General features: G+C 56.5%; 11 protein-coding genes and 1 tRNA gene. 7 read left to right on the top strand and 5 right to left on the bottom strand.

From position 1 onward, the window contains the following. Positions 1-532: 532 nt before the first annotated feature. From CJ255_RS11675 to CJ255_RS11665, 3 genes are all read left to right on the top strand, one after another. Entirely contained in the window at positions 533-1,285 is a 753-nt protein-coding gene (locus tag CJ255_RS11675; protein WP_165774676.1) for an integrase core domain-containing protein, read from the top strand. Between the two features lie 232 nt (positions 1,286-1,517). Next, positions 1,518-2,351 carry a hypothetical protein gene (locus CJ255_RS11670; protein ID WP_097644276.1) on the top strand — a complete coding sequence of 278 codons (834 nt, stop codon included), beginning with the start codon at positions 1,518-1,520 and terminating at the stop codon, positions 2,349-2,351. 225 nt (positions 2,352-2,576) lie between these two features. Next, entirely contained in the window at positions 2,577-4,142 is a 1,566-nt protein-coding gene (locus tag CJ255_RS11665; RefSeq protein WP_165774675.1) for an NB-ARC domain-containing protein, read from the top strand. A gap of 775 nt (positions 4,143-4,917) precedes the next feature. On the opposite strand, the gene CJ255_RS11660 is transcribed toward CJ255_RS11665, so the two are convergent. Further along, positions 4,918-5,002, bottom strand: a tRNA-Leu gene (locus CJ255_RS11660). A gap of 156 nt (positions 5,003-5,158) precedes the next feature. Here CJ255_RS11660 and CJ255_RS11655 point away from each other — a divergent pair. The 3 genes from CJ255_RS11655 (at position 5,159) to CJ255_RS11645 (ending at position 6,888) form a co-directional block, all read left to right on the top strand. Then, positions 5,159-5,872, top strand: coding sequence for a diacylglycerol/polyprenol kinase family protein (locus CJ255_RS11655; RefSeq protein WP_097644274.1), 714 nt, complete (start codon positions 5,159-5,161; stop codon positions 5,870-5,872). Between the two features lie 244 nt (positions 5,873-6,116). Beyond that, complete coding sequence (locus tag CJ255_RS11650; protein WP_097644273.1) at positions 6,117-6,500, top strand: STAS domain-containing protein; 384 nt, start codon at positions 6,117-6,119, stop codon at positions 6,498-6,500. After that, on the top strand, positions 6,487-6,888 hold the full coding sequence (locus CJ255_RS11645; RefSeq protein WP_097644272.1) for an anti-sigma regulatory factor: 402 nt from the start codon (positions 6,487-6,489) through the stop codon (positions 6,886-6,888). The genes CJ255_RS11650 and CJ255_RS11645 overlap by 14 nt, the downstream gene beginning before the upstream one ends. A gap of 56 nt (positions 6,889-6,944) precedes the next feature. Here the strand turns inward: CJ255_RS11645 and CJ255_RS11640 are convergent, their stop codons facing one another. Both CJ255_RS11640 and CJ255_RS11635 read right to left on the bottom strand, forming a co-directional pair. Then, complete coding sequence (locus CJ255_RS11640) at positions 6,945-7,778, bottom strand: RDD family protein (protein WP_097644271.1); 834 nt, start codon at positions 7,776-7,778, stop codon at positions 6,945-6,947. Between the two features lie 73 nt (positions 7,779-7,851). Continuing rightward, entirely contained in the window at positions 7,852-8,526 is a 675-nt protein-coding gene (locus CJ255_RS11635) for a histidine phosphatase family protein (RefSeq protein WP_097644270.1), read from the bottom strand. Positions 8,527-8,856: 330 nt separating this feature from the next. Here CJ255_RS11635 and CJ255_RS11630 point away from each other — a divergent pair, with 330 nt between their 5' ends. Beyond that, positions 8,857-10,284 carry an Ig domain-containing protein gene (locus CJ255_RS11630; RefSeq protein ID WP_097644269.1) on the top strand — a complete coding sequence of 476 codons (1,428 nt, stop codon included), beginning with the start codon at positions 8,857-8,859 and terminating at the stop codon, positions 10,282-10,284. A gap of 122 nt (positions 10,285-10,406) precedes the next feature. Here the strand turns inward: CJ255_RS11630 and CJ255_RS11625 are convergent, their stop codons facing one another. Next, positions 10,407-11,891: an undecaprenyl-phosphate glucose phosphotransferase gene (locus tag CJ255_RS11625; RefSeq protein ID WP_245863338.1), complete on the bottom strand. Its 1,485-nt coding sequence runs from the start codon at positions 11,889-11,891 to the stop codon at positions 10,407-10,409. Beyond that, positions 11,845-12,741 carry a glycosyltransferase family 2 protein gene (locus tag CJ255_RS11620; RefSeq protein ID WP_097644268.1) on the bottom strand — a complete coding sequence of 299 codons (897 nt, stop codon included), beginning with the start codon at positions 12,739-12,741 and terminating at the stop codon, positions 11,845-11,847. Before CJ255_RS11620 ends, CJ255_RS11625 begins: the two co-directional genes overlap by 47 nt. Between the last annotated feature and the right edge of the window lie 275 nt (positions 12,742-13,016).

Raw genomic sequence — 13,016 nt, 5'->3', positions numbered from 1 at the left:
TCATCGCGCAGTTGCTGGTTCTCGACGCGCAACGCCGCGTTCTCAGCGGCGAGCGTCTCAATGACGTTCAGCAACTGGATCACGATCTGGCGCGTGGCCACATCAGGAATGGTATCGGGGTTGATGTCAGGAATCTGCATACAGGTAGTCTACCAGAACTTCACCACGCCGTCACGCACCGCCCAGTGGTTTTGGAGAGGATACCCTACGACCAAGCGTAAAGAAAAACAAACTCCGCATTTGGCAGAGAAGCCACCCGCGCAAGCATGGCGATCTCTATCTTGCCGACATCAAAGGCCCGTTTCTTATTGGGAAAGAACAATACGTTATCTTTGCTTGCATTGATGATATAAGTAGAATTGTTTGGGCCGAGATACTACCGAAAAACTACGTCCGATACATCCCATGGGCGCTAACACGCTGCTACCAAGCACTTGGGGGGGCACCACGCGACCAAAAGCTTGACAACGGAATCGGGTTAATCCGATCTGGACACCTCACGCTAGGGCCAACCGTACAAACCGCGTTCAACTTGGGAACCGAGTGCATTATCTACGTACCCGAAGGCGAACCAGAGCGAAACGGCAAGATCGAAGCGTTTAATAACACGCTCCAGCAAGAATTCATCAGCGAAAACAAGCTTGCCGAACAGACCATAGACGAAGCCCGCAAAGCCCTTGCAGCGTTCATCCACACCTACAACACGAATCGGCCCCATAGCTCACTACAGCATGAAGAGCCATGCAAGCATGGAACCTACCAGCAGCTTGACGTGAAAGCACCACGCACCAGCAAGGTAAAGGCCGAACGATACGGCACCCTTGCCTATTGGCGAAGAATCGACGGCAGAGGCATTGCACAGAACCGCGTTACAAGCGAGTGCTACGAACTAGACCCACACGTAGCCGGAAACTACTGTGAGATTGCCATCAATTGGGCCACTATGGAAGGCACGGTAACCGTTGACCGTAAGGTTATTGGGAAATTCAACCATAAGGATAGCGGCACCAAGGTTAACGGCGTAAGATGGATCAAGGTTAATCTTGACCCAGAAGCCGTAGAGCTTACAAGCGGCCCCAAGCGATTCGATGAAGAGGCATATACCCGCCAAATGACCAAACGACTCAAGCGCAAGGTAGCAGAATACCCCAAAGGGCTTGCCGTAAAACATACGCCAGATGGATGTATCCTACTTGATGCCGAGACGGGCGAAATCTACGCAATGCCAGAATCGTTAAACGCAGATCACCTGACAGATATTGACGTTTTTACCGAGTATTTGTGAGGCCAAGCCCCCAAGTGGGCGCGGGCTCCGCTGCGCGCCCACTTGGGGGAGGTAGAAGCGTGGGCACCGAAGAGGCATGAGCATCAAAAACCGCTCCTTGCAAGGCACAGAGAAACCCTTTACACGCACAAGACTAAAGCGCACCGATAGCAGGCTTATTGTCACAAGTACACTGTATGTTAAGTTATTTGGGTAACACAAGGCGAATGACCATGCCGGAATGTGGTACCACATGGCACGCAGCATGCGGGAATCGGCTCGTCAACAACGTGATCTGCACTTGCCTCCCTTGACGCGTGAGATGCTTGAACGTGATCCCTTTGGAACTTTTGATGAGTGGCTCGGTGAAGTCGAGAGCGCCCTGGGGAGCGCGAGTGGTCTGTTGATGCTGGATGAGTTTGAGGCCTTGGATCGTGCATTGAACCATGGCCGTTTCGATGAGGAGCGCGTGTTGGGTAGCTTGCGTCATATTATCCAGCATCGGCCTCGCTTCAAAATCCTACTCGCTGGCTCCCACACGATTGACGAATTTCGGCGTTGGGCCAGCTATCTGATCAATGTGCAGGTGGTGCAGATTGGCTATTTGCATGAGCAGGAGGCACGCCAATTGATTGAGCGCCCGGTTGCCGATTTTGCGCTACGTTATGAACCAGCCGCCAGTCAATCCATCCTTGACTTGACGCGGGGCCACCCCTTCTTGGTACAACTGCTCTGTGCTGAAGTGGTTGCTCTGAAGAATATGCACGATCCCGCTATACGCCGCCTAGCTACACTGAATGATGTAGAAGACGCCATCCCCGAAGCGCTGGCGAGTGGCGATATGTTCTTTGCCGACATTGCCAACAATCAGATTGACGCCTCTGGACGGACGATTTTGCGCACAATCGCGACCGCTGGCCCAGAAGTGAGTACACCACGCGCTACACTGGAACCACTTGTAGGTTCATCTCTTGACTCAGCAATACATCTTCTGCAACAGCGTGATCTCATCGAATTCGTTGATGGCGGCTACCGCTTTCAGGTTGAATTGATTCGGCGCTGGTTTGCGGCAACGATGAACCAGTAAGGGCAATGCGTGTTGATTGGCACAGCTACCGCCGAAAACTTTGCGCCCTTGCGCCTTTGCGTCAAGAAACCCGTCTTATGGACAAGGTATTGGGGGGAAGACAACACCGAAACCTCGGCGTATCTACACCGAAATCTCGGTGCGCTATGAAGGCATACTCTCTAGTATCTCCGCTGCGGCATGGGCCACGGCGCTGAAGAGCGACGGATCACGAGGAGCCTTCGCATGCCTAAGCGCAACGAAACCTTTGGCCGCCTGCTGAAGATAGCCATCAATAGCATTGCCACCTATGAGGGCAAGACCGCCCCATGCATTGAAGAGGAACTGGCCGAACAGGTGGGCTTGGCTGGCTCGGCGTTGCAACGCTACAAGAGTGGCTACCTGCCGCCTGAGCCGCGCACGATTGAGGTGATTGCTGAGGCGGCTATCCGCCGGGGGCTCTTTGCGCGTGAGTGGCTCGAACGCTTCCTGCATGCCGCACGCTACCCTCAGATTGAGCGGCTGGTGGAGCAACTCTGCCCACTTGGGCCGGCCCGCCCGCGCCCGCCGCGCGTCTATGAGAATCTGCCGGCTCCTACCTATAGCCAGTTTGTCATGCGCGAACAAGCCTTCGCTGAGGTGCTCGATGGCCTGCAACAACGCAGCGCCGCCGTCCTCATTGTCGGCATGGGCGGCAACGGCAAGACGAGTCTCGCCCGCGAAGTTGCCGCCGCGTGTCTCCACGATGCCGCCACGCATCCCCGTTGCGACGCGCTGGTCTGGGTGAGTGACAAGGATCGCCCCGGCACCACCAACCTCAGCGTGGTGCTCGATACGGTTGCGCGCACGCTCAACTACCCCGGCTTTACGCAGTTTGCCCACAGCGAGAAGCAGCACGAAGTGGAACAACTCTTGCGTCGTCAACGAGTGTTGCTGGTGGTAGACAACTTCGAGACCATCAACGACAGTGCGCTACTGACGTGGCTCCTCCGCTTGCCAGAACCGAGCAAAGCCCTGATCACCACCCGCGAATATCGCCGCGAATGGCGCAGCAGTTGGCCGGTCGAGCTGCGCGGCATGAGCGAAGCGGAGGCGTGGACATTGGTTGAGCAGCGGTTGCGCCAACTCCGCATCGAGCAACTGGTCAGCGCCCGCCAGCAACTCGACCCGCTGCTCATGGCTACGAGCGGCAACCCCAAAGCCATCACCATGACCTTGGGCCTGATCAAGTATGAGCGGCGCCCGCTCCAGGAGGTGGTAGACGACCTCTACGCGGCGCGTGGCGAACTCTTTGACGATCTCTTTGCGCGCGCATGGGCGCTGCTCGACGAAGCGGCGCGGCGCATCCTGCTCGTTGCCACCTTCTTTCCCACCAGCGCCAGCGCCGACGCACTCAGCGCCAGCGCCGACGCGCACGGCTTCGCCTTTGATCGCGAACGCCTCGTAGATCTCGCCCTGCTCGACGTGTACCAGAGCGATCTTGGTAGCCCGGTGCGCTACGCGCTTCACCCGCTGGTGCGAGCGTTTGCGACAACTCAATTATTACAACAACCAGCCTTGGAACGCGAAGCGCGTGATCGTTGGGTTATCTGGTATTTGAAACTCGTTCGCCAAATTGGGTATTGTCCCAATGACGTTGACAAATTGTCACTGCTTGATATGGAGCAAGACAACACCTTCTGGGTGATGAGATGGTCGTATCAACAGCAGCGTTACGACGAGTTTATGGAACTCTGTGCGCTTGATGGCGCGTCTGCACCAAAAACAGGGAACTTTCGCAGTGGCCCAAGCCGCGCTCAACGAAGCGATTGATCTTTTCGAGCGCATGGGCATGCCACGCGATCTCGCCGAAGCACGCGAGGCGCTGCGCGAGTTGCAAGGCCATGCTCTGGTGCAATAGCACATTAGGATGTGGTGCGTTGGCTTCGACAGGCTCAGCCAACGACGTGGCGCGTTGGCTTCGACAGGCTCAGCCAACGGTACCACGTCATTGGCTTCGACAGGCTCAGCCAACGACGTGGCGCGTTGGCTTCGACAGGCTCAGCCAACGGTACCACGTCATTGGCTTCGACAGGCGCTCAGCCAACGACGTGGTGCCGTTGGCTTGTGGTAGATTCGCCAAGCTCAGCCATCACAAGCCAGTGGTACACTCCCAAGACTTTCCCGTGCTACCACATCTTGTGTCTTTAGATAAGGTTTCAGAAACGGCCTTTCACCTTTACAGTTGGAGTGCCGACTTATGGTCTTCCAGAAATTAATCCGGTGTCGCGGCACGGACTAGACCTGATAGATATGCCAGATCTGCGAGGTCTGGTTAGCGGATTATTTACTGGAAGACCATAAGTCGGCACTCCGTCGGAGACCAAACTGTAAAGTAATCCTAAAACCTTGTCTTACGTGAGCAAGCAGCAATGCCTCATGGCCAAGCAAATCTTGGTAGCTCCCCTGCGGAAAACTCCCCAATCACAAGTGGAGATACTTATTCTTGCCCAAGATCCTGATCGAGCCCTGGCGCTTCAACTAACAAAACGACGCCCGATCTGGCTTGGGTTGCAACAACTCCCAGATACGAGCGCCGTCTTGTTTCTGGTGGGGACGGCGGGAGTTGAACCCGCACGCCTTGCGGCACATGATCCTAAGTCATGCGCGTCTGCCAATTCCGCCACGTCCCCCTACTCTTGGGGAGTATAGCATGTTGTGGCATACCTGACAAGGGGTGGGATGCCCCTAGAGCTATGTCAACGTTACCTCCGGTGGTATAACATTGACGTAGCTCGCTTCAAGCGGTATAGTTGAGCGGGGAACCGCGCTCTGCACGGGCTAGTGCTATGACAACTCAGGACTGGATTGGGCTCTTTCTCTCGTATGCCTATGCTGGTGGTCTGCTCTTTTTGGCAGAATTGGTGCGCCGTTGGCGCGGCTACCCGCAAGACTTTACGCGCAAGATCGTTCATGTCGGTGCCGGGATGTGGGTCTTTGGGGTCTTGGCCCTCTTTGATAATTGGTATATTGGGGTTATTCCCTTTGCCTCGTTTATCGTGATCAACTATTTCCTCTGGCGCTATAAGGTGCTGGAAGCGATGGATTCGGCAGATAGTACCCCCGGTACGGTCTATTTTGCGCTTTCGATTACGATTCTCTTTGGGCTCTTTTGGCGCACCGACTCGCCGAACGACCTTGGCTTTGTGGCCGCAGCCGGGACGATGGCGATGACTTGGGGCGATTCGAGTGCCTCGGTGCTAGGACGGCGCTTTGGGCGTCATCACTATGTCGTCTGGGGCGGACGCCGCTCTTGGGAGGGTTCGGCAGCAATGTTTGTTGCCTCCTTCTTGGCCATGTTCTTGACCATCCTGCTTGTCCCGGGCTCGGCCCTGAGTCCGCTTACTGCCCCTCTTAGTCTCGGTGTCGCCTTTGTGGCCGCCCTCGTGGCCGCCCTCGTCGCTACAGTTGGCGAAGGCATTGCCCCCCACGGTACCGACAATCTGACGGTGCCGCTGCTCAGTGGAGCTACGGTGTTCGCTCTCGTAACAGCTCTAGGGTAAGATATAATAACCACGGTGCGGATTGCCCCGCGCCAGCACTTCGATCATTTGTTAGCCTTGTTGCGTTGCTTATGGACTAAGAGGCTATCTGAAAAGTCTATGGTTTGGCGTTGGAGTGCCGGCTTTAGCCGGCTAAAGCCGGCACTCCAACGCGTGCCCCCGGCTTTTCAGACAACTTCTAGGGTAATCAGCGCACCGACCTGCCAGCCGCCATTGGGTTCCCCGATGGCCAGGGAGGAATGGTTTGGATAGCCTGCGTATCCCCATCCTGAAGATTGGCGATATTCTGATCGCCTCCATCCAGGTGGCGCTGCACGACGCCTCAGCCGTGCAGTTCAAAGACGACCTGCTCCAAAAAATCCACGACACTCGCGCCAAAGGTGTGATCGTTGACCTTACAGCCCTGGATGTTGTTGATAGCTTCATCGGTCGCCTGATTGCGGATATTGCCGCAATGGCTGGGCTTATGGGTACTAGAGTCGTGCTGACTGGCCTTCAGCCGGCTGTGGCGATCACGCTGGTCGAGTTAGGTCTCGAGCTGCCGCGCGTGCTCACTGCCCTAAACCTTGAGAAGGGGCTGAGTATGATGCAGCGCCTGACTGAGGAGAGCGGCGATGACGCAGCCTAAGACTGCGGTCATCCGCAGTGACCTAGACATTGTTATCGCCCGTACCATGGCCCGCGATGCCGCGAAGGCGCTTGGTTTTGGTGCGATTGATCAAGCACGCATTGCGACTGCGGTCAGTGAACTGGCGCGCAATATCTTTCTCTATGCCGGTACCGGCAATGTCTCGGTCAAAGAGATTGAACGCAGTGGCCGCAAAGGGATCGAGATTGTCTGTGAAGACCAAGGCCCCGGCATCGCTAATGTTGATCTTGTGATGCAAGATGGCTACTCGACCTCACGCGGTATGGGCATGGGCCTGCCCGGTGCCAAACGCTTGATGGACGAGTTCAACATCCGCTCCCAAGAGGGCGTTGGTACTACGATTACCTGCCGTAAGTGGCGTGGTTAGGAGAGGAACAGAACAGAGGAACAGAGGAACAGAGGAACAAATGAACAGAAATACACTCATAGATTTGTTCTGTTCTCCTGTTCTCCTGTTCTCCTGTTCTTTTGTTCCTCTGCTCCTCCATGAAACACTCGATACTCCCGCACAAAATGCTCAATAAAACGCTCAGGATGACCGTCAGCCGAGTTGCCTAAGCGGGCACGTAGTTTGGTCGCCAACTCATGGGCTAGGGTGGCACAACGCTCGCGCCGTAGTTCGTTGCGTTGCAACAAGAATTGTTCGGCTAGTGCATAGTCGGCGGGACGAGCGAGATGCAGGTTGACCAACAACGGCACTGCTGGTGCCTCTGCGTCCCGTGGTGGCACTGGGGCCGGTGTACTCTGGCGCAGCACGTCCTGCAACGTCTTGGCTGCGCCCTCGCGCACTACCAACGTGCCCGCTGCTAGATCGCCCAAACGCCGCGCATGCCGATCAGCGATCATGGTCAAGACGCCAAGCCCATAAGCAAAGGGCAGCAGATCAACCACACGAATGAGGTTGCGAATTGCGGCTGCACTTGCGTCCAAGGGCCGCCCGCCCTCACGGATGACCCGTAGCCCAAAGAGCCGCTTGCCCGGCGTTTGGCCCGACCAGACCAACTCGAAGGCCATGTAGAAACCCCAACTGAGCCCAAAGCCCAAGGTACTCCAGAGCGCCAAGAGCAGATTGCTCTGCAATCTGCTCATTGGCTCCAGCATGCCACCAATCAAGAACATACTGGTCGCTAAGGCAAGCTGGAGTATTATCAGCAGCAAGGTATCTACCGTTGCCGCCAAGCAGCGCGAACCGGCACCCGCTACCCTGTAGTGGATGTTTACAACTTCGGGCGTCTCGACGGTGTACAGGTCGTGCATAATCCCTAAGGATACAGAAGCGAGAAAATAGAAAATAGGTTTGCGGCGTCAGGATGCGCTGAATACACCTCCACTAGAGTGCCGGGCGCTCGGCATCATCTGGTGGTGCCGAAGCCAATCCAGGTTCTGCAACCGCCTCAAGGTGGCTCATGTCGTTGACCAGCTCAATCTGCCACGCTGCGCCCTTGATCCTTACGACACTGACCGAAGTATTGCCAATATGTGGAAAATGTTTGAAATTGTTGCCCGTGTAGTTGTCCGCATGAGCTAAGAGCATGCGAATACAGCCCCCGTGGGTGATCAGCCCAAGCGTAGCCCCGCGATGGTGATGGGCCAGAGCCCCCACCGCCTCGACCACTCGTTTGCGTAGCGCACTGACCGTCTCGGCCCCCCCGCGAGGAATATCCTGGCCCTGCTCAATCAGCGCGATCTCAGTGGGGTAGGCCGCCCGAATCTCATCGTAGGTCAAGCCACTCCATGTGCCCAAATCTATTTCGCGCAGATTTGGTAACAACTGCACAGCAACCTTCACTGCGGCCCCGACTTCCCAAGCGGTCTGGTACGCACGGGTCAGATCACTGCTGTAGATGGCGTCAAACTGGACGCCTTCAGTGGCGAGCCGTTGAGCTACTAGGCGGGCTTGCCGAAAGCCGATCTCGTTCAAAGGAACGTCGGTATGACCCTGCCAGCGCCCAATCATATTCCAATCGGTCTCGCCATGACGTATGAGGTAGACGGTGGTTGTCATTGAGCTGCCTCTCTGCTTGGTGTCGCGTCGTGCGGCCCCTATCTCTTCGTTATGATACCATAGCGGCGGGAGTGCGGGGGCGGGGTGCGAAAAAGACTTATGTAAGTAATTCGTGATCAAACCACTAGATTCTCTCGCCATGATCTGCTAGACTTGGGGGCGAGAGGGTTTTGCCAACTGCATAAGGCTCGTACTGTGGGAGTCGCGGCTTTCGCCAACTGAAGCTGCGGCTCCTTCTTTTTACTAGCCGGTTGCTTGATGATGGTACCACCAAACCTTCTCTTCACGACGCCGTACAGATGTGTAAACGAAGTGCAAAGGAGCAACCCAATGGTTAACAAACCCCGTCGTCTCTGGATGGTCTCTGGCCTGCTGATCGCGCTGTTGATGCTCGGCCCTGCCGTGATGCTGCGGATGAACGAGACCCATGCCCAAACGCCGCAGAGTTATGATGGCGGTGCGCTTGTGAGTGGTAAGCATACCCCGTTTGCCTCGGGGGTGAGTAGTAGTGATGCGATGCTGGCGAGTATGCTGGCCCAAACTGGCGTATTCACCGATATTCAAGCGATTAACCTTGATGGCGTTGCGGCTGTCATGGATGGCAATAATATCGTCTTCAGTAATTTGCGGATCGACTCACAGACGACGAGCCTAGATGATTTCTTGCGCATCTCGTTCGTCTTCAATTCCTCCAATCTCCAACTGATGCCCACTAAAGTTGAGGTGGTCTCCGATCTGGGCCTCTATCTGCCTGAAGAGCAACTCTTCCTCAAAGATGTGACGACCGAACTGGATCTGCTTGATCCAGAGGGCGAAAGCTTGGCACCCCAAACGACCCATCGCATGACGGTCGGTGCTGATGATGTGCTCCGCCTCAATATGGAGAGCGGTACGCTCCTGACGATGCGGGTCAATGGTGCCAATGATGACTTCAATCTGCAGGTGCGCGATCCCGATGGAAACTATATCCTCAACCCGATCTTCCGCGCCGGGACGAGTTGGACGATCTTTAATCGTCCGATCTTGAACTCTGGGGTTCACACGATCCGTTTTATCCCCCGCAACAACGAGACAGTCACGCTCAACGTTGGGGTACACAATAACAACCAGAGTACTACCACTGAGGTGCGTTCGGGTGATAGCATCAGTGCATCACTCAGCGACTGGGGGAAGGATTATGAGAAGTACCGCATTGAACTTGAGCGTGGCCAAATTGTGCGCATGTCGGCTGCTGGCGCAGGCGTATGGCTCAAGATCATCGATAGCAACGGGGCTCTCCTTAGCGATGTGACGGGCGGCGAGCTGAATCAGCGCATTGATGCCACGGGCACCTACTATCTCATCGTGGAGAATGATGGTTTCGACAGGAGGAGAAGCTACTCCGGCACAGTGACGGTTGAGGATGATGAGTTTGCTGATCAGTACCCCAGCCTAGCCGAAATTCCGGCGGCGCAGCAGCAAGCTCAGGTGGGTCAACGCTTCACCCTGCAACTCTCGGCAACCAACATGAACACACTGGCCAGCGATGCTGCCAGCAGTATCTACAGTGTCACCGGCCTGCCACCGGGCCTTGAGGTCAATGAGCAGACCGGCACGATCACTGGTACCCCGACTGAGCCGGGCGTCTTCCCCATCCGGGCGGTGGCTTCCAACAGCTACGGTCGTGATCGCACCGATTTCTTGCTAACCATCGAGGGCGGCGACGGTGCGCCAACGTTAAGCTTTGATACCTTCCTGCCCGTTATCGTTCGGGATTAGCCTTGGGGCTACGCCCCAAACCCTCTTGTTCTTTCGTGTTGGCGGCGAAGCCGCCAACACGAAAGAACAAGAAATCTTCGGGGGAGGCGAAGCCTTCCCCAACCCCCCGCCGGAGGGTTACCTCAATAGGCATTCTCTTGCTTGCCCGTTAGGAAGTTGGCAATGGTGCGGAGAATGATCTTAATATCGAAGAGCAGCGACCAATTTTCAATATAGTAGAGGTCGTAGCGTGTGCGCTCTTCAATGCTCGTATCGCCCCGTAGCCCGTTGATCTGGGCCCAGCCGGTCAGCCCGGCCTTTTCGCGGTGGCGGCGCAGGTAGCGCGGAATCTGTTGGCCAAACTGTTCGACCCAGCGTGGTTGTTCGGGACGCGGGCCAACAATGCTCATTTCGCCGATCAGCACGTTGATCATCTGGGGCAATTCGTCGAGGCTGGTGCTCCGCAAGATACGCCCGATGCGCGTCACCCGTGGATCGTTGGGGGTGGTCCAGGTGCCAAACTGCTCGGCATCCACGCGCATGGTGCGAAACTTGAGCATCCAGAAGGGTTTCAAGTCCATGCCGACGCGCTCTTGCAAAAAGAAGACCGGCCCACGCGATTCGAGGCGGATGGCGAGGGCGATCAGCATAAAGAAGGGCGCACCAAAGAGCAGAATGGCCGTACTGAAGCCAATATCGAGTGCCCGCTTGAGCGCCCGGTTCCAGGGGTTATCGAGGGCCGCATTCTTGACCCGCACCAACGGCAGATCGCTCAGGTCGCCGATAGAGAGCTCGTTGTTGGTGATGAGCTGAAAGGTATCGGGATAGACCTTAATCTCTACGGCTTCATCTTCGGCCTGGGTAATCACATCAATCAGGTCTTGGGGCGAGCGACCCGACAGGGCAATAATCACCTCATCGGCCTGGGTGGCCTGCACGACGCGGCCCAGTTGGGCGCTACGCCCCAAGACTGGCAAACCGGCAACGATGCTGCCAATCTGGGCCGAATCGCTCACGAAGCCTTGCACGCGGTAGCCCAATTCAGGGCGACGACGGATCGTATTCCAGACCAACTGGCCCGGTTCGCGTGCGCCCACAATGATCATGCGGCGCGTATCAATGTCATGGCGGCGCAACCAGATTACACAGGTGCGATGCAGCCCGCGCATCAGGATGCAGCCAACAATTGCACTGAGCCAACTCCAGACCAGAATATCGCGGGTGAAGGGCAGATCTTGCGAGCCAATTTGGGGCAAGAGCGTATTGATCACAATCGCCCCTACGGCAGTGAGCGAAACCGCCGTAAAGACCTTAAAAGCCTCATCAACCCGTGACGCGCCTCGGCGCATCTCATAGAGGCCATTGCTGGCAAAGACCGCCACCGCCATGAGGCTAAAGAGCAGCAGAAAGCGCATGGTTACGAGGGGATCGGTGGGGATGATCGCCCCACTCGCCTCGATACGCTCGGCAAAATAGGCAAAAACGGCAATGATCGCCCCATTGAGCAGCAGCAGATCGCCAATGATCAGGCTCAGGCGCAGCAGAGCGCGCCAGGCACGCGGGCGTATTTGTAAGCGCCGCTCAGCCAACACGCCGGGCGGCGGGGGGGAGGAGGAGATTGCGGCCAAGAGCGACCAACTCCTTTATGGTGATCCCGCTCTCGATCAGCAGATTGATCGGGGCGGCAGTCGTAGCGGCATAGTGTTTACGGTGGAAGATACGCATCGCAGCATAGAAGGCCCGGATCGAAGGGATTGCGCGGCGCGTACTTGCGGCCCGCTTGTAGTGATGCACGATGACATGCGGGAGGTAGACAATCTTCCAGCCGTACTGTTTGATCCGATAGCACCAATCCAGGTCTTCGCCATACATAAAGAACTGCTCATCAAGCAGCCCAACTTCAGCGATAACCGAGCGGCGCAGCAACATACACGCCCCAACCAGCGCATCCACCTCAGTGGTCTGATCGGGATCGAGGTAGGTTAAATTATAGCGCCCAAAGCGGGGGCTATGGGGAAAGAGCGTAGCGAGGCCACTCATGCGGTAAAAGGCCACCTCTGGACTCGGGAAACTGCGGCGGCAGGCGCGATCAAGCGAACCATCGGGCAGCAGCAATTTTGGGCCCACGGCCCCCACATCCGCATGTTGATCGAGGTAGGCCACCAAACCATCAAGCGCCCCAGCGGGCACCAGCGTATCATTATTGAGCAGCAGCACAGAGGTAGCGCTCGCCTCAGCCACAATTTCGCGTAGTGCCAGATTGTTCCCGCGTGAAAAGCCTACATTTGTGGGGCTCTCAAGCAGGCGCACCTGGGGGAAACGTTGGCGCACCAGCGGCACACTCGCATCACCCGAGGCATTATCCACTACCCACACCTCCAAGGCACAGCGCGGCGGTGCAGCATAGATCGAGGCCAAGCAATCGGCCAACAGATCGGGGCGACGATAGTTGAGTATGACGATAGCGAGCTTCGACATACATCCTCAAAACGGGCAAACATGGCCCACTACGCTCGTGTGCGGATTCAGTATACCACAGTGCGCCACAGACGCCGTGCAAGTGCTTCCTCGCAGCGACCCGTGCAACCTTGACAATGGTTATAATGTGGGAGGAGGCGAGGAGGCGAGGAGGCGAGGAGGCGAGGACGCGAGGACGCGAGGAGGCGAAGTTCACGCATCTTTGCCTCACACCTCATAATCAAGAACGCGAAAGCCCATTGGGACGCCATGTTCGGCAATCTGCAATCTGCAAT

This window comes from Candidatus Viridilinea mediisalina (assembly GCF_002532535.1).
Lineage (GTDB): Bacteria > Chloroflexota > Chloroflexia > Chloroflexales > Chloroflexaceae > Viridilinea > Viridilinea mediisalina.
The sequence above is the reverse complement of the archived record's forward strand: the minus strand, read 5'-3'. Positions and strand labels throughout refer to the sequence as shown.